12 protein-coding genes are annotated in these 16,256 nt (G+C 75.9%); 4 read left to right on the forward strand and 8 right to left on the reverse strand.

What is annotated here, in order from left to right; genetic code table 11:
* Positions 1–157: 157 nt before the first annotated feature.
* Both AB0442_RS32450 and AB0442_RS32455 read left to right on the forward strand, forming a co-directional pair.
* On the forward strand, positions 158–1,204 hold the full coding sequence (locus AB0442_RS32450) for a CHAP domain-containing protein (protein ID WP_366167187.1): 1,047 nt from the start codon (positions 158–160) through the stop codon (positions 1,202–1,204).
* A 288-nt stretch (positions 1,205–1,492) separates the two neighbouring features.
* Positions 1,493–3,319, forward strand: a complete 1,827-nt coding sequence (locus AB0442_RS32455) for a BTAD domain-containing putative transcriptional regulator (RefSeq protein WP_366167188.1) — start codon at positions 1,493–1,495, stop codon at positions 3,317–3,319.
* Between the two features lie 136 nt (positions 3,320–3,455).
* On the opposite strand, the gene AB0442_RS32460 is transcribed toward AB0442_RS32455, so the two are convergent.
* The 6 genes from AB0442_RS32460 to AB0442_RS32485 all read right to left on the reverse strand — a co-directional run bounded on the left by AB0442_RS32460 (position 3,456) and on the right by AB0442_RS32485 (position 9,950).
* A complete protein-coding gene (locus AB0442_RS32460) occupies positions 3,456–4,712 on the reverse strand; it encodes an ABC transporter substrate-binding protein (RefSeq protein WP_366167189.1) in 1,257 nt (418 codons plus the stop codon).
* Positions 4,709–5,863, reverse strand: a complete 1,155-nt coding sequence (locus tag AB0442_RS32465) for a branched-chain amino acid ABC transporter permease (protein WP_366167218.1) — start codon at positions 5,861–5,863, stop codon at positions 4,709–4,711. The genes AB0442_RS32460 and AB0442_RS32465 overlap by 4 nt, the downstream gene beginning before the upstream one ends.
* 1 nt (position 5,864) lies before the next feature.
* Positions 5,865–6,755 (reverse strand): branched-chain amino acid ABC transporter permease, encoded by an 891-nt coding sequence (locus tag AB0442_RS32470; RefSeq protein WP_366167190.1) that lies wholly within the window; start codon positions 6,753–6,755, stop codon positions 5,865–5,867.
* Positions 6,752–7,534: an ABC transporter ATP-binding protein gene (locus tag AB0442_RS32475; protein ID WP_366167191.1), complete on the reverse strand. Its 783-nt coding sequence runs from the start codon at positions 7,532–7,534 to the stop codon at positions 6,752–6,754. Before AB0442_RS32475 ends, AB0442_RS32470 begins: the two co-directional genes overlap by 4 nt.
* Positions 7,531–8,346 carry an ABC transporter ATP-binding protein gene (locus AB0442_RS32480; RefSeq protein ID WP_366167192.1) on the reverse strand — a complete coding sequence of 272 codons (816 nt, stop codon included), beginning with the start codon at positions 8,344–8,346 and terminating at the stop codon, positions 7,531–7,533. Before AB0442_RS32480 ends, AB0442_RS32475 begins: the two co-directional genes overlap by 4 nt.
* Before the next feature lie 302 nt (positions 8,347–8,648).
* Positions 8,649–9,950, reverse strand: a complete 1,302-nt coding sequence (locus AB0442_RS32485; RefSeq protein ID WP_366167193.1) for a helix-turn-helix domain-containing protein — start codon at positions 9,948–9,950, stop codon at positions 8,649–8,651.
* A gap of 309 nt (positions 9,951–10,259) precedes the next feature.
* Here AB0442_RS32485 and AB0442_RS32490 point away from each other — a divergent pair, with 309 nt between their 5' ends.
* On the forward strand, positions 10,260–10,679 hold the full coding sequence (locus AB0442_RS32490; RefSeq protein WP_366167194.1) for an SHOCT domain-containing protein: 420 nt from the start codon (positions 10,260–10,262) through the stop codon (positions 10,677–10,679).
* Between the two features lie 102 nt (positions 10,680–10,781).
* On the opposite strand, the gene AB0442_RS32495 is transcribed toward AB0442_RS32490, so the two are convergent.
* Together AB0442_RS32495 and AB0442_RS32500 are read right to left on the reverse strand one after the other, a co-directional pair.
* Positions 10,782–12,668, reverse strand: coding sequence for a M1 family aminopeptidase (locus tag AB0442_RS32495; RefSeq protein WP_366167195.1), 1,887 nt, complete (start codon positions 12,666–12,668; stop codon positions 10,782–10,784).
* A gap of 231 nt (positions 12,669–12,899) precedes the next feature.
* Positions 12,900–13,355 (reverse strand): ATP-binding protein, encoded by a 456-nt coding sequence (locus AB0442_RS32500; protein WP_366167196.1) that lies wholly within the window; start codon positions 13,353–13,355, stop codon positions 12,900–12,902.
* 181 nt (positions 13,356–13,536) lie between these two features.
* Here AB0442_RS32500 and AB0442_RS32505 point away from each other — a divergent pair, with 181 nt between their 5' ends.
* Positions 13,537–16,194: a LuxR C-terminal-related transcriptional regulator gene (locus AB0442_RS32505; protein WP_366167197.1), complete on the forward strand. Its 2,658-nt coding sequence runs from the start codon at positions 13,537–13,539 to the stop codon at positions 16,192–16,194.
* The last annotated feature ends 62 nt before the right edge of the window (positions 16,195–16,256 follow it).

A 16,256-nucleotide genomic window follows, 5' to 3' on the forward strand; every position in this document is an offset into this window, starting at 1 on the left:
GGTGTTTTTTTGGGGGGGGGGGGGGGGGGGGGGGGGGCGGGGGGGGGGGGGCCGCTCCGCGCGGGGGGTGGCGGCCCAGCCCGGGGGGGCGCCGGGGCCCTCCCGCCCCCCCCCCCCACCGCAGCGCCCGCACAGCCCCTTCGTCCTGAGGAGAACGGTGAAACCCACGTTCGCCCTGCGCCGGACGGCCCCGCTGGTCGCGGCCGCGGCACTCGCCCTCGGCCTCACCGCCTTCGCCCCGACCCCGCACGCCGCCGCCGTGACGCCGTCCGCCGCGGCGGTTCCGGCCGCTCCCGCCACCGCTGCCACCGCCGCGGCCGCCGCCGCCACCGCCGCCCAGCTCGCCGCCGCCAACGTCGGCCGCTCCGCCGGGACCTGTGCCGACACACCGACCCACAACACCCTGGGCGGCTCCCAGTTCGAGCACAGCTGCGTCGGCTGGGCCGGCGTCCCCGAGTACTGGTGCGCCGACTTCGCGATCTGGGCGTGGCGCAACGCCGGCCTCGCCGTGACCGGACTCGACGCCTCCGCGGTCAGCTTCCGCACCTACGGGCAGAACAACGGCACCCTGCACACCGCGGCCACCTACCAGCCGCAGCCCGGCGACGCCGTGATCTACGGCACCGGCACCGGCTCGGGCACCGTCGTCCACCACGTCGGCATCGTCACCTCGGTCGGCGCGGACGGCTCGGTGGTGACCGCCAACGGCGACTGGAACGGCGACCCGAACGCCGTCGACGAGCCCGCGTTCGCCAAGAGCTCCTCCGTGGTGTCGCTGGCCGTCCCCGCCTCCGAGCGCGCGGTCGGCAGCGTGCCCAGCACCGTCGACCCCGCCCACGGCTACCGCATCGACGGCTACATCACCCCGGTCACGACCTCCACAGCCAACCCGTACACCCCCACCCAGGTCTGCGGTCCCGGCTTCGGCGTGATCGACTCGCACGCGTTCGGCGGCGCCACCGCCTACCTGCTGTACGAGGCCTCCAGCGGCCGCAACTGCGTGGTCACCCTGGCCGACCGTCCCTCCGGCGCCGTCCCGATGGACGCCACCCTCACGGTGCAGGGAGGCGCCGGTGCCGCCAACCCCGGCAGCTTCACCTACTACGCGGGCCCGGTGACGCTGGACGCGGCGGGCACCTGCGTCGACTGGGGCGGCTCCTACCGCGGCACCACCTGGACGAGCGGCTGGAGCCACTGCGGCTGAACCGGCCGTTGACCGGAATTGATTGACCGGCCCGGACGGGGGCCGGCGGCGGCCCGGCCGAATCCGCCCCGCCGCCGCCCCCACCCGCTCCCCGGAGCGGGTCGGCCGTGCCGTGCCGCCGTCCGCGCCCACCTCGGAAGACCGACACTGCCCGGAGTTGATTGGTCGTCACCGCAAGATCCACCGGTCAACCCCGCACCGGCATAGAACGGAGTCACGCCGGGTGGCGGACCGGGGGACGGGCCCCGCCGCCCGGCGCACCAGGCCGAGGTGTGGGGGAGCGTGGGGATGGAGTTCGGAATACTCGGGCCGCTGCTGGTGCGGGACGCGGAGGGCGACCGCCCGGTGGCCGCGGCCAAACAGCGGGCGCTGCTGGCGGCCCTGCTCGTCCGGCGAGGGCAGGTCGTACCGGCCGACGTACTGGCCGACACCGTGTGGGACGGGTGGCCGCCGCGCACCGCCGCCACCACCCTGCGCAACTACGTGATGCGACTGCGCAAGGCCCTCGGTGAGGCCGGGCCCCGGCTCACCACGGAGGCCGGCGGCTACCTCCTGGCCGTCGCCGCCGAGGAGTTCGACGCCGACCGGTTCACCCGGCTGCGCGACCTCGGCCACGACCGGCTCCGCAACGGCGACGCCGAGCAGGCCGCCGCCCACTACGAGGCGGCGCTCGCGCTCTGGCGCGGACCCGCCCTCGTCGACGTCCCCTCCGAGGCGCTGCGGCGCTCCGAGGCCGGCCGGCTCGCCGAAGCCCGCCTCGACGTCCTCGAAGGCCGGACCGAAGCGGCGCTCGCCCTCGGTCGGCACACCGAACTCCTCGGCGAACTGAGGACGCTGACCGCAGCCCACCCCGAACGCGAGCGCCTCTGGGCCCAGTTGATGACCGCCCTCTACCGCAGCGGCCGCCAGTCCGAGGCGCTCGCCGTGTACGGGGAGGTCCGCCGGGTGCTCGCCGACGAGTTGGGGGTCGACCCCGGCAGCGAGATCCGCACCGTGCACGGCCGCATCCTGCGCGCCGACCCCGCCCTCGCCGCACCCGCCCGCCCGGCCGCCCGCACCCGTACCGTCCTCGTCACCCCCTTCCAACTCCCGCCTGGCCTGACCGACTTCACCGGCCGGACGGAGCCGGCCGCCGACCTCGCCGCGCTGCTCTCCGCCGACGACCGCCGCGCCCCGCTGATCGCGGTCGTCAGCGGCCAGCCCGGCGCGGGCAAGAGCGCCCTCGTCCAGCACGCCGCGCACGCCGCCCGCGGCGCCTACCCCGACGGCATCCTCTACGCCGACCTGCGGGGCAGCCACCGGCAGTCGGCCGGTCCGCACGCCGTGCTCGGCAGCTTCCTGCTGGCCCTCGGCGTGCCCGCCGCCGCCGTTCCGTCGGACACCGACTCCCGGACGGCACTGTTCCGCTCGCTGCTGGCCGGCCGACGGACACTGGTCGTCCTGGACGACGCCCGCGACAGCGCCCACATCCGGCCGCTGATGCCCGCCGGGCCCGGCAACTCCGCCCTGGTCACCGCCCGTACCCGGCTGCCCGACCTCGGCGGCAGCCACGCCCTGCACCTCGGGCCGCTGCCCGCCGACGAGGCCCGGCAGTTCCTCGCCCGGCTGGTCGGCCCGGCCCGGGCGGACGCCGAACCCCGGGCGCTCGGCCAGCTCGCCGCCGCCTGCGGCGGGCTGCCGCTCGCCCTGCGGATCTGCGGCGCCCGGCTCGCCGCCCGGCCCTCCTGGACGGTCCGGCACCTGGTGGAGCGGATCGTCGACGAGGGCCGTGCCCTGGACGAACTCTGCCTCGGCAGCCTGGACGTCCGCGCGGCCTTCGCGGCGGGCTGCGAGAGCCTCGACCCGCCGACCGCCCGCGCCTTCCACCTGCTGGCCCTCGCCCCGACCGACACCGTCGGCCTGAGCACCGCCGCCCGCCTGCTCGGCGAACCCCCGGCCCGTGCCGAACGCGTCCTGGAACGGCTCACCGACGCCGGCCTGCTCACCGCCCGCGAGCCCGGCCGGTACCGCTACGAGCCGCTGCTGCGCGCCTACGCCCGCGAACGCGCCCGGCACCGCCCCGCCCAGGCGTGGTCCGACCCGTACGCTCCCCGCCGCGCCGCCCTGGCCGGCTGACCGGTCCGGCTGTTGCGGCGGGCGGCCTCGGCGAGGATGCAGGCGAGGGAGAGCGACACGGGCCGGCACCTTTCGTCGGTCGGTCGGTCGGGCGGGGGACGGGGGCGACCGGGCCGGCCCGGTCGCCCGGGCGGGCTCAGCCCCTGGGCAGCGGGTAGCCGCGGGTGGCCGCGACCTCGTGGGCGGCCTCGGCGACGGCGAGGCCGCCGGTGGCCGACTTGGCGGGCTTGAGGATGAACGAGCCGTACGCCGAGGGCTCGGCGGCGTCGGTGAAGTCGAGCGGCACGTCCAGGACGTTGAGCGCCTTCTGGCTGCGGTGGGCGGCCACGATGCCCTCGCGGGTGAGGTCCTTGGCGGTGCAGGCGTTGCTGAGCGCCTCGGCGGCGACCTGGGCGGCCACCCAGCCGCTGACCACGCCGCTGTCCACCGGCGCGCCCGGGTACTTCGCCTGGTAGTCCTGCACCAGCTGGCGCATCCGCGGGGTGTCGGCGCTGGGCGCCGGGTAGCCGCTGACCAGGTAGAACATCTTCTCCAGTGCGGGGGCGGCGGCGCTGTCCAGCAGCTGCGGGGCGAAGCCGGGGGCGGAGCCGACCACCGGTACGGTGAGTCCCTGGGCGGCGGCCAGGCCGACCAGCGAGGCGGACTGCTTGGGCCCGGCGCTGACCAGGATCGCCTTCACCCCGGCCTGCTTGAGGGCGGTGACCTGGGCGCCGAGATCGGTGTCGGTGGCCTTGATCTTCTGTCCGACGATGCCGTAGCCGTGCTGCTTCGCCGCGTACTCGGCACCGGCCAGGGCGTTCTCGCCGTACTCGCCCTCGAAGTAGACGTGGCCGATCCGGTCCCCCGCGGCGAGTCCGGCCTTGCGGGTCAGGAAGTCCACCGCGTTGATCATGTCGATGTCGTAGGTGGGGCCGACCACCTGGATGTAGTTCTGGCCGAGCAGGGTGGAGGACCAGCCGAGCGGCAGGGTGAGGATCTTCTTGCCGGCGATCTCCTGCTTGAGCGCGGCGACCACCGGCGATCCGATGACCTGGGTGAGCATCGCCGAGTCGGGCTCGATCTCGGCGAAGGCGGCGACGCCCTTCTGCACGTCGTAGCCGTGGTCCTTGACCTTGATCTCGACCTTGCGGCCGCAGATGCCGCCGACCTTGTTGGTCTGTTCCACCCACAGCTGCTGGGCGTTGACGATGCTCTTGCCGAGCGAGGCGTAGACGCCGCTGAGGTCGGTGAGGGCGCCGAGGGTGATGGTCGTCCCGGTGACGCCGGGGCCCATCTTCACACCGTCCTCGCCGACCCGGTCGGAGGAGGTGTCGGCCTTGGTGCTGCAGCCGGTCGCGGTGAGCACGAGCACGGCGAGGGCGGCTGCGGATCTGAGCGTTCTGCGATCGGTCACGGGGTCGGCTCCTTGCCGGGCGAGGGACGGGTGGTGGTGCGGGAGACGGTCACGGGGACGGGCACCAGGGCCGCGGGAGCGGCGGCCGGCGCGCGCCGCGGCCGGCACCGGCGGGCCAGGCCCGCCAGTCCGTCCGGGGCGAGGGTGAGGATCAGGACGACGGCCGCGCCGTACAGGTAGCGGGCGGCCTCGCCGGGGGTGGCGCCGAAGGCGTCCGAGCCCGCGGGGGCGATCAGCGGCAGCCGGTCGGCGTACACGGTGAGGACCTGCGGGAGCAGCGAGACGAGGACGGCCGCGGCGGCCGCGCCGCCGACCGAGCCGAGCCCGCCGATCACGATCATCGCGAGGAAGTCGATCGACAGGGCGAGCCCGAAGTGGTCGGGCACCACCCGTTTGAAGGCCAGCGCGGTCAGTGCCCCGCCGGCCCCGGCGTACAGGCAGGAGACGGTGAACGCGGCGCAGCGGTACCGGGCGACCGGCACGCCCATCACGGCGGCGGCGGTGCCGCTGTCCCGTAGTGCGGCCAACGCCCGTCCGGGGCGGCCCTGTTGCAGGTTGCGGGCGGTGAACAGGCCGAGCGCGACCAGGGCCAGCCCGAGGTACCAGAGCCGTTCGAGGCCGCCGAAGGGCACGCCGAGCACGGCCAGGCCGCGCGGCGAGGCGTCGCTGAACGAGAAGCCGGACAGCGCCATCGGCTCGACCGGCCGGCCGTTGAAACCGCCGGTCACACTGCGGGAGTTGAGCATCACGTGCTGGCCGAGGAAGACCAGGGCGAGGGTGGCCACGCCCAGGTACATGCCGCGCAGCCGGCCGGCGATCGGACTGAACGCCGCGCCCGCGGCGCCGGCCAGCGCGATCGCGAGGACGAGGGCGAGCAGCGGCGGCAGGCCGAGCCCGGTGAGCTTGGACGGACCGCTGCCGGACGCCCCGCCGGAGAACCAGACGTAGCCGTACGCACCGACGGCGAGGAAGAAGGAGTGGCCGAGCGAGAGCTGCCCGGCGGTGCCGGTGAGCAGGCCGAGGCCGATCGCGCCGAGCACCGCGGCCATCGCGAACAGCCCGCTCTGCAGCCAGAACCCGTCCGCGTAGAAGGGCAGGGCGAGCAGCACGAGGACGCCTGCGGCGGCCGCGGCGCGGCGCCCGGTGATCAGCTCAGACACGGACGGCCTCCTTCGATCCGAGCAGCCCCGAGGGCCGCACCAGCAGGACGGCGACCATCACCAGGTACGGGGCGATGCCGGGCAGCCCCTCGCCGAGCGCGCCGAGCGCGTCCTGGTAACCGGCGGCGAGGGCGCCGGCCAGGCCGATGGCGAGGCTGCCGGCCAGGGCTCCGGCGGCCGAGTCCAGGCCGCCGAGGATCGCCGCGGGGAAGGCGGCGAGCGCGAGTTGGCCGGTCGAGCGGTCCAGGCCCGGCGCGGGGAAGGCGGCCAGGAAGACCGCGGCGACGGCGGCCAGCGCACCGGCCGCGCACCAGGCGGTCAGCCGCATCCGGCCGAGCCGCACCCCCATCAGCGCGGCGGCCTCCTCGTCGGCGGAGGCGGCCCGCATCGCCAGCCCCCAGCGGGTCCAGCGGAAGGCGGCGAAGACCGCCCCGATCAGGGCGACGGAGACGGCGATCCCGGCCAGCCGGGCCTCGGCGGCGTGCACCCCGCCGATCCGGACCACGGCCGGGCCCCACGGGTCGCCGGTGGCCAGGTAGTCGGCGCCGATCGCCCGGGCCAGCGCGGTCAGCAGCACCAGGTCGGCCCCGATGGTGAGGATGGTGGCGACGTGCGCGCCCGCCCCGCGCAGCCCGCGGGCGGTGAGCAGGTGGAGCAGGCCGGAGGCGGCCGCGGAGGCGGCCGCGCCGAGCAGCACGGCGAACGGGAAGCCGACCGCGCCGTGCGTGGCGGCGACCACCCAGCCGCCGAGCAGCAGGACGGAGCCGTGCGCGAAGTTCATCACCCCGGAGGCCTTGAAGACCACGGTGAAGCCCAGCGCGACCAGGGCGTAGACGGAACCGAGGGCGATCCCGTCGAGCAGGGTTTCGAGGAGCCGGGTCATGCTGCTTCCTCCTGTCCGAGGTAGGCGCGGAGCACCGCCGGGTCCTGCTGGACGGCCTCCGGGGTGCCGTCGGCGATCCGGCGGCCGAAGTCGAGGACGGTGACGGTGTCGGCGAGCCGCATGACCATCCCCATGTCGTGCTCGACCAGCAGGACGGAGATGCCGAGGGCGGCGCGGATCGCGGCGATCGTGTCGGCCGTCTCCAGGCGTTCGGCGGGGTTCATCCCGGCCACCGGCTCGTCGAGCAGCAGCAGTCCGGGTTCGGCGCAGAGCGCCCGGGCCAGCTCGACCCGCTTGCGCACGCCGTAGGGCAGCGCGCCGACCGGCTGGTCGAAGTGGGCCTCCAGGCCGAGGAACCCGGCGATCTCGGCGGCCCGTGCGCGGTGCCGCCGCTGCTCGCGGACGGCGCTCGGCAGGCGCAGGGCGGTGGCGGCGAACCCGGCCCGGGTGAGCCGGTGCCGTCCGAGCATCAGGTTGTCGGCGACGGTGCCCGCGGTGAGCACGATGTTCTGGAAGGTCCGGGCGATGCCGAGCCCGGTGACGGCGTGCGGCGGCATGCCGGTGATCTCCCGCCCGCCGTAGGCGACGCTGCCGGAGGCGGCCCGGTACACGCCGGAGAGCACGTTGAAGCAGGTGGACTTGCCGGCGCCGTTCGGGCCGATCAGGGCGTGCACGGTGCCCGGTTCGACGGTGAACGAGACGTCGTCGAGTGCGGTGAGGCCGGCGAACCGGACGGTGACGCCGCGGACCTCCAGCCGTGCGGCGGCGGGGGCGGTCATGCCGTCCACCTGCGCAGCTCGCGGACGGGCGGACGGGCGGCGGTGGCCGGGCCGTCCTCCTCGGCGGCGCCGAGGTAGAGCCGGCGGACCTCGTCGCCGGCGGCGAGCTCCGCGGCGGTGCCCTCCAGCCGGACGAGCCCGTTCTCCAGCACCAGCGCCCGGTGCGCGACGGCGAGGGCCATCGCGGTGTTCTGCTCCACCAGCAGGACGGAGGTGCCCTGCCGGTTGATCTCCTGCACGATCGCGCCGATCCGCCGCACCATCCGCGGGGCCAGGCCGAGCGAGGGCTCGTCCAGCAGCAGGACGCGCGGATCGGCCATCAGCGCCCGTCCGATCGCCAGCATCTGCTGCTCGCCGCCGGACATCAGGCCGGCCCGCTGGCGGCGGCGCTCGGCCAGCACCGGCAGCAGGGCGAAGACCCGCTCGCGGGCCTCCCTCCGGGTCGCGGCGCCGCGGCGGCCGCGGCCGAGCTCGCCGGCCCGCAGGTTCTCCTCGACCGTGAGATCGGCGAACACCCGTCTGCCCTCGGGGACCTGGACGACGCCCGCGCGCACGGCCAGGGCCGCGTCCTCCGCCAGCGGACGGCCGTCGACCGCCACCGTCCCGGCGGTGATCGCGCCCCGGTGCAGGCCGAGGGTGCCGGAGACGGTCCGCAGCAGGGTGCTCTTGCCGGCCCCGTTGGCGCCGAGGACGGCGGTGATCCGCCCGGCCGGGAGGTCCAGCGAGACCCCGCGCAGCGCCCGGACGGCGCGCCCGTAGGCGACGTGCAGATTCTCGACGGTCAGCGCGCTCGACCGCTCGGGTGGGCTCATGGTGCTCCTTGCGTCCGAGCGCCGGGCCGCGCACACGGGGCAGCAGCCGCTCGGGAGGGTGGGAAGCTCGGGCGACGGGGGCGTCCGCCCGGTTCTGGGTGAGCGGCAGGACACCACGGCGGCGGAGCGGCGGTCCATGGCGGGACGGGCACGCGTTGCGGCTGCACAGCGCCCGGCGGGCCGCGTTGTGAGCTCGACCAGTACCGGCGGCCGGGGCGGCGCGGGCGGTCCGGGAGCGGGGAGAGTGCACGGCAGGTCCGCCGCCGGGGCTTCAGGACGGCCCCGGCGGCGGCGCCGCGGTGTCAGGACGGCAGCAGCCGGTACGCGTCCAGGGCGAGCGACAACTCGACCAGGTGGCGCGGGTGGTTGAGGCTGCGGCCGCTCAACTGCTCGTACCGGCGCAGCCGGTTGAGCACGGTGTTGCGGTGGCAGAACAGCCGGGTGCCGGCCCGCTGGGCGGAGCCGGCGCTGTCCAGCCAGACGTCGAGCGTGCTGAGCATCGACTCGCGGTCCTGGACGTCGAGCTCCAGGACGGCGCCGAGCGCCCGGTCGACCAGCGCGGTGCCGAAGTCGGGGAGGGAGACGACCAGGGCGGTGGGCAGCCGCTCGTGCAGCAGGGCGACGTCGCCGTCGGCGGTGCAAGTGCGCAGCGCGATGTCGGCGGAGCGCCGGGCGGCGCCGATCTCGGCGAGCTCCTCGACGACGGTGCCGATGCCGACCCGGGTGCCGCGGTGGTGGCCGAGGCAGGCGGCGACCTCGGCCGGCTCGGCGTCGCCGAGCAGGACGAGGGCGTGCTCGCCGTCGGTGCCGCGGTGCCGGACGATCCGGACGCCGGGCGGCGGTCCGGCCTGCGCCGGGGCGGCCTCGGCGGGGTGCCGGGGCGGTCCGACCGGTCCGGCGAGGGCGGCGACCGCGTACCGGCCGCGCTCGGGGAGGTCCAGCGCGGCGGCGACGGTGGGCAGGTCGGTGATCCGGGTGGTGCCGTCGAGCAGGGCCTGCACCATGGCGCGGGCGCGTTCGCGGTGTTCGCGGGCGGTCTGGCTCTCGACCAGCCGGTAGGCCTGGGTGATCAGGTCGGAGTGCTCGTCGACGAAGCTCCAGATGCCGGCGGCGCTGTGCAGCAGCAGGTGGGCGTGGTCGGGCTCGCGGCGGGTGGCCGTCTCGACCAGCCGTCGCCAGACCAGGGCCCCGCCGAGCCGGAAGGCGTGCAGCAGGGCGTCCAGCGGGAGTTCGCGCTGGGCGCGGCGGGCGCCGATCTGCCAGGAGCAGAGCCGGGCGGCCTCCCAGGTGCCGGGCGGGTCGAGCAGGGTGCGCACCGAGCTCTCCAGCGAGGTGCGCACCTCCAGCCGCAGCTCCTCGGGGCCGATGGTGGCGGGGTAGGCGGGCTCCCGGGCGCTGATCTGCGCGACGAGCTCGCGGGCGAGTCCGTCGACGTCCTGCAGCAGGTGACCGGCGGTGCGGCGGAGCAGCTGTTCGGAGGCGGTGTCGGCCCGGGACCGGACGGGCCGCCGGGCGGGCGGTTCTTCGGGCAGGCCGCGCAGCCGGGGCTTCGGGGCGGGGCCAGTCGGTGCGGCGGCGGGCGGAGCCAGGGCGGGTGGTCTCACGGGCGCTCCCTCGTCGACTTTCAACTAGCAGTGCTAGTCAAAATCATCCGGCCGGCCCGCACAAGGACGACCGCCGACCTCGGCGGCAGTCGGCCGAATCGTGACCGCGCGCTTGCCGGGGCGTGACCGGACGGCGGACCGCCACGGAGCCCCCGATCGGCCGACACGCCGAGTGCTGCGCCCGGAATACGGTGGTATGACTCGTTCTGTCCCCCGTCCGGACCGGACGGCTGGGGCGGGCGGTGCGGGGGCGCCGCCGTGGACCGACAGCCCGCCGGTCGACCGGCGAACGGCTGGGACGGGAGTGCCATGGACGACTACCCGCTGCTCAACCTCTTCTGGACGATGCTGGAGCTCTTCGTCTTCATCCTCTGGTTCTTCCTGCTTTTCAAGATCATCACGGACATCTTCCGCAGCAAGGACATGGGCGGCTGGGGCAAGGCCGGCTGGACGATCTTCGTCATCCTGCTGCCGCTGATCGGCGTGCTGGTCTACCTGATCGCGCGCGGCGGCTCGATGGCCGAGCGCGACCTGGAGCAGGCGCAGCGGACGGACGAGGCGTTCCAGGCGTACATCCGCCGCGCGGCCGCTGACGGCGGCGGGGGCGGCGGAGCCGGCGGCGCGGGCCGGAGCCACGCCGACCAGCTGGCCAAGCTCGCCGACCTGAAGACCACCGGCGCCATCTCCGAGGAGGAGTTCCAGAAGGCGAAGGCGAAGCTGCTGGCCTGACCGGCCGTCCCGTCCGGGTCCTCGTGTCACTCGAACGGCGGAGCACCGGGCGCCCCTCCACGGGGGCGCCCGGTGCCGTGCGCGCCGGGGGCGGTCCGGCCCTCAGCCCTCGATCCGGTGCTGGGTCCAGAACGAGGTCAGATCGGTGCCGGCCGCGGCCTGGGCCGCCGCCTTGAACTCGGCGGTGGTGCTCACCCCGTACCAGTGCGACTGCGCGTAGTCGTGCAGCAGGGTGCTCATCGCGCCGTCGCCGATCAGCCGCCGCAGGTCGTGCAGGGCGCACTTGCCGTAGGTGTAGACGACGGTGGAGTACCGGGACGCGTGCGCGTCCCAGTACGCCATCGAGTCGGTGATCTTCTCGGCGGAGGACGACCAGGAGACGCTGCTCCAGCAGTTGCTGCCGGTCTTGCCGAGCGCCAGGTCGGTGGCGTAGTCGGTGAACGACTCGTCCAGCCACGGGCTGGTGTACTCGTCGTCACCGACGATCCCGTAGAACCACTGGTGCGCGATCTCGTGGGTCAGCGCGGTGGTGGAGACCAGGTCGAGCACGAAGCCCGGGTACTCCATGCCGCCGAACCAGAAGCCGTTGTCGAGCACCGCGTCCAACTCGGCGTACGGGTAGGCGCCGAAGCGCTGCGCGTGGGCGTCCACCGCGGACTCGGCGGTGGTCAGCATCGACTGGGCGTCACCGGAGGAGATCCCGCTCACCGCGTAGACGTTGACCTTCACGCCCGCCGCCGAGGTGCCGCTGACCTTCGTGAACGGCCCGGCGCCCCAGGCGAAGTCGCGCACCTTGGCCGCCGTGGCCCGGGTGACGGTGCGGCCCGGGGCGCCGGGGGTGTCCACCGAGGTCCCGGTGGCCGGCACCAGCAGGCCGCTGGGGTGGTCCAGGGTCACGTCGAAGTCCGCGGCCAGTGAGTAGAACGACTCCCCGTTGTTGGTGTACGGGTCGAGGTGCCAGCCCGCGGCGTCCCGGACGGCCAGCACCGGCAGCGCGTTGCCGAGGAAGTCGTACGCCCCGTCGTGGCCGAAGCGGTCCGCGCCGCTCGGCACGGTGATGCCGAGGTCGAAGCCGATCGTTCCGCCCTGGCCCTGGGCCAGCGGCGCGGGCAGGGTGACCTTCATCGCCGTGCAGGCCACCGAGAGCGCGGAGGCCGTGCCGCCGGTGACGTTGGTGACGGTGATCGGGGTGCTCGGGCAGCTGCCGTGCGCGTTGTCCCACAGCCGCAGGTACACCTCGGTGAGCGGGGTGGCCGAGGCGTTGGTGAAGGAGGCGCTCTCGTGGCCCGTCCAGGACGCGCCGGAGGCGTCGCTGCTCAGCGAGACGGTGTAGGCCGGTGCGGCCGGGGTCCGGGTGGCGTTCGGCGTCGGGGTGCCGGTGGGGCTCGGCGTCGGTGTCGGTGTCGGGGTGGGCGTGGGTGTCGGGGTGCCGCCGCCGGAGACGTTCAGCGCGATGTCGTCCAGCACGAAGCTGGTCTGCAGGCCGGAGTCCTCGGTGCCGGTGAAGGAGAGCGCCACCGTGCGACCCGCGAAGGAGGAGACGTCGAAGGTCTTCTGCAGGTAGCCGGGACGGGCGTCCAGGTTGGACCAACTCGCCAGCACGGTACCGCCGATGCTCGCGGTGAGCTTGTCGTAGGCGGAGGCGGCGGTGGTCTCCGCGGTGTCCACGTGCAGCCAGAGGCTGAGCGTGGCCGAGGTGCAACCCGCGGGCAGGGTCACCGACTGGGAGAGCGTGTCGGTGTGGGAGGAGCCGTAGCCGTCCAGCCAGGCGAAGGAGCTGCCGCCGTGCGCGGTCTGCCCGCCGCTGGTGATCACTCCGCTCGACGCGGACCAGGGTGAACCGCCGGACTCGAAACCGCCGTTGGCGACCACCTGGGCGGGGGTGCAGGCCGCCGCCGCGGTCGCCGTGGCCGTGGTGGCGCCGGTGGCCGCCACGGCGGCCGCGAGCAGCGCGCCGGCGGCGACCAGGGGGAGAAGGGTGCTTCTCATCGATCCTCTTCGGGTAGGGGACCCTTCCGTGCCGGACGAAGGGTCAACCCGCCCGTACGGAAGGCACGTTGACGACCGGCGGGGATCGGGGCCCGCCGGTCGCGAGGCCGAGAGAAGCGTGACAGCAGCCCGCCCTTTCATTGAAGGGGGCATGCCATAGATTTGGCCGGGTCTTTGCGCGGGCACCGCGGCACCGCGGCCTTCGCGTCCGCCGCGTGCCGGGGAGGGGCCCTACAGGGCGATCACGGCCTCGACGAGGGTGCCGTCGGGGGAGCGGACCACGGTGGTGTCCACCGCGAAGGCGTCGACCAGGTCCAGCCCGCGCCCGAACGCCGCGTCCACGTCGGCCGGCTCGCGGCGCGGAGCGGTCCGCTCGCGCCACCGGCCCCAGTCCCTGACGCGCACCGTCAGCGCGGACTCGCACACCTCGAAGAGCACCGACACGTCCGCACTGCCGCTGTGCAGCACCGCATTGGTCACCAGCTCCGTGACGATCACCGAGAGCGCCTCGGCCACGTCCGCAGGCAACCGCCGGCTGCGCACCAGCGCCCGCCCCGTGGCGCGCAGCCGCGGCACCGACTCGGGCACGGCGGGGAGGGTGACCGAGGCCGTCAGCCGGGAGGGCCGGACCGGAACGTCCGGTCCGGGAGCCAGGGCGACGGGTCTGGAAGAGGTCGAATTCCTCACGCGGGGCTCCTGCCTGCGCGGTGGGCGGCATCGGCGGCGGCCCCCGCCGACCCACGGGCCGCGAGGCCATGACCCGGACCACGCTGCCCGCCTTCCCACGGTCGCGGCAATCAGTGGAGACTGAAGTACGGATACGCAAAGAAAGCCCGGCGGTCCGGTGAACTCCGACAGGGTGGCACGTGTGGACGCACTGAACGAGACCGCGCTGCGGCACCTGCTGGCCCGGGCCTGGACGGCCGACGGCGGCGGCCGCCCCGTCCTGCTGCTCGTCGAGGGCGAGGCCGGCACCGGCAAGAGCCGCCTGCTCGCCCGGCTCGCCCACGGCGTCCCGGTGCCCGTCCGTACCGACCCGCAGGCCGCAGCCCCGGCCGAGGGCCCCGCCGCGGGCCCGGCGCTGCTCCTCGCCGATGACGTCCACCGGGCCGTCCCGGACCGCCGGGCCGCCCTGGGCGCCCTGCTCGCCGACCCGCCGGCCGGCCTCGCCTGCGTGCTCGGCTACCGCCCCGAGGAGCTGGACGAGCCCGGGCTGCCGCTCGGCCCGGACACCGAGTACGCCGCCGGGCTCACCGTCGTCCGCCACCACCTCGGACCGCTCGGCCCCGAGGAGGTCCGGCGGATGGCCGCCGCCGCGCTCGGCGCCGACCGCTGCCCACCCGACCTCGCGGACCGGCTGCACCGGGCGGCCGGCGGCACCGCCCAGGTGGTCGCCGACCTGCTCGACCTGCTCGCCGCCCGGGAAGGCCGGCTCCCGGACGCCTTCGCACCCCCGCCGCGGCTCACCGCCCTCGCCCTGCGCCGCACCGCCGCCCTGCCCGCCGCGCACCGAGGGGTCGTGCACGCCGCCGCCGTCCTCGGTGAACCCGCCACCGCCGCGGAGCTCGCCGAAGTCGCCGGCCTCGCCCCCGACACCGGCCGCACGGCCGTCCAGGCGGCCCTGCGCACCGCGGCCCTGCACGATCACGGCGACGGCCGGTACGGCTTCCGCGTCCCGCTCGCGGCCGCCGCCGTCCGGGACCACCTGACCGGCCCGCACCGGGAGGAGCTGCACGGCCGCGCCGCCGACCTGCTCGTCCGCCGGCAGCCCGTGCCCTGGGAACGGGTGGCCGGGCACCGCCGGGCCTGCGGACGCGAACGCGGCTGGCTTCAGGCCGTCGAACGGGCCGCCCAGCGGCACGCCGACCGCGGAGACCTGGAGCGGGCCGTCGCCCTGCTGGAGTCCGCGCTCGCCACCGGCCCGGTGCCCGAGCACGCCCGCTCCCGACTGGTCACCCTGCTCGCCCGCTCCGCGGTGATGGGCCTGCGCTCCGACCGCACCCTCGCCGTGCTGCAGCACATCGTCGCCGACCACGGCCTCGCCCCCGCCCTGCGCGGCGAGATCCGCCTCGACCTCGGCCTGCTGCTCTGCAACCAGATCGGCCGCTGCACCGACGGCCTGGCCGAGCTGGAGCGGGCCGTCGGCGAGCTCCAGGAACAGCCCGTGCTGCTCGCCCGGGCCATGTCCGCGCTCTCCATGCCGTACTGGCCGGGTGCCCCGCTCGCCGAGAACGTCGCCTGGATCGAACGCGCCCTCGCCGTCTCCGAGCAGGTCGGCGACCCGGTCGTCCGGGCCGCGGTCGCCGCGAATCGGGTCAGCGTGCTGCTCAACATCGGCGACCCCGCCGCCTGGCCGCTGGTCGACGCACTGCCGCGGGACGGCGAACCCGTCGCCGTCCGCCAGCAGGCCGCCCGCGGGCTGTGCAACGCCGCCGACGCCGCCGTCTGGATCGGCCACTACGACCGCTCCCGCGCCCTGCTCGGCGAGGGCGTCGCCCTGGCCGCCCGCAGCGGAGCCTCCTACGCCGAGCAGACCGGCCGCGGCTGCACCCTCGTCCTCGACTGGGCGACCGGCCGCTGGGCCGGCCTCGCCGGCCGCGCCGGCGCCCTGGTCGCCGAGGCCGGCGACATGCCCTTCATCGCCTCCGACGCCCGGCTGGTGCTCGGGCTGCTCGCGCTGGCCCGCGGCGCCTGGGCCGAGACCGAGGAGTACCTCTCCGGCCCGGACGCCCCGGACCGCGACCACGGCCCCGTCCCGCTGTCGGCCGCCTCCTCCGGCGCACTGATCCGGCTCGCCCTCGCCCGCGAGGACGTTGCCGGTGCGGCCGCCGAGGCCGCCCTCGCCTGGGACCGGCTGCGCGCCAAGGGCGTCTGGGCCTGGGCCGCCGAACTCGCCCCCTGGGCCGTCGAGGCGGCCGCCCGCGCCGGGGCCGCCGCGACCGCCCGCGAGATGGCCGCCGAGTTCGCCGCCGGCCTCGACGGCCGGGACGCCCCCTCCGCCGAGGCCGCCCTGCACTGGACCAGGGCCGCCCTCGCCGAGGCCACCGGCGACCCGAAGACCGCCCGCACCCACTACGAGCGGGCCGCCGCCGGCTACCGGTCACTGCCCCGCCCGTACCACGCCGCCCTCACCGCCGCCGCGGCCGCCCGCTGCACCCTGGAGGCCGGCGACACCGGCACCGAGGCCGCGGTCGAGGCACTGGCCGACAGCGCCGCCGCCTTCGAGGCGCTCGGCGCCACCTGGGACGCCGCCCGGACCCGGGCCGAACTGCGCGGCCACCGTCCGCCGGAGGACCGCCGCGGGCCCGGCCGCCCCGCCTACGGCGACCTGCTCTCCCCGCGCGAGGAGGAGGTCGCCCGGCTCGCCGCCGCCGGGATGACCAACCGGGAGATCGCCGCCGCCCTGCACCTGTCCCCGCGGACGGTCGAGCAGCACGTCGCGCGGGCCCTGCAGAAGACCGGAGCACGCTCCCGCCAGCAGCTCACCGCGGTGCCGCGGGCCGTCGTCCCGACCGAACCGGATTGATTGCGTATCCGTGGAATCCGGGCTCCGGATTCCGGGTCGCCCGCCGGGTGCGGCAGGCTCAC

Source organism: Kitasatospora sp. NPDC085895 (assembly GCF_040702125.1).
In the GTDB taxonomy this organism is placed as follows: domain Bacteria; phylum Actinomycetota; class Actinomycetes; order Streptomycetales; family Streptomycetaceae; genus Kitasatospora; species Kitasatospora arboriphila.

What these genes read in the sequence shown, in the direction of transcription:
- AB0442_RS32480 (WP_366167192.1), bottom strand. Translation starts at nt 8,346, where the DNA reads ATGAGCCCACCCGAGCGGTCGAGCGCGCTGACCGTCGAGAATCTGCAC.
- AB0442_RS32475 (WP_366167191.1), bottom strand. Translation starts at nt 7,534, where the DNA reads ATGACCGCCCCCGCCGCCGCACGGCTGGAGGTCCGCGGCGTCACCGTC.
- AB0442_RS32455 (WP_366167188.1), top strand. Translation starts at nt 1,493, where the DNA reads ATGGAGTTCGGAATACTCGGGCCGCTGCTGGTGCGGGACGCGGAGGGC.
- AB0442_RS32490 (WP_366167194.1), top strand. Translation starts at nt 10,260, where the DNA reads ATGGACGACTACCCGCTGCTCAACCTCTTCTGGACGATGCTGGAGCTC.
- AB0442_RS32495 (WP_366167195.1), bottom strand. Translation starts at nt 12,668, where the DNA reads ATGAGAAGCACCCTTCTCCCCCTGGTCGCCGCCGGCGCGCTGCTCGCG.
- AB0442_RS32470 (WP_366167190.1), bottom strand. Translation starts at nt 6,755, where the DNA reads ATGACCCGGCTCCTCGAAACCCTGCTCGACGGGATCGCCCTCGGTTCC.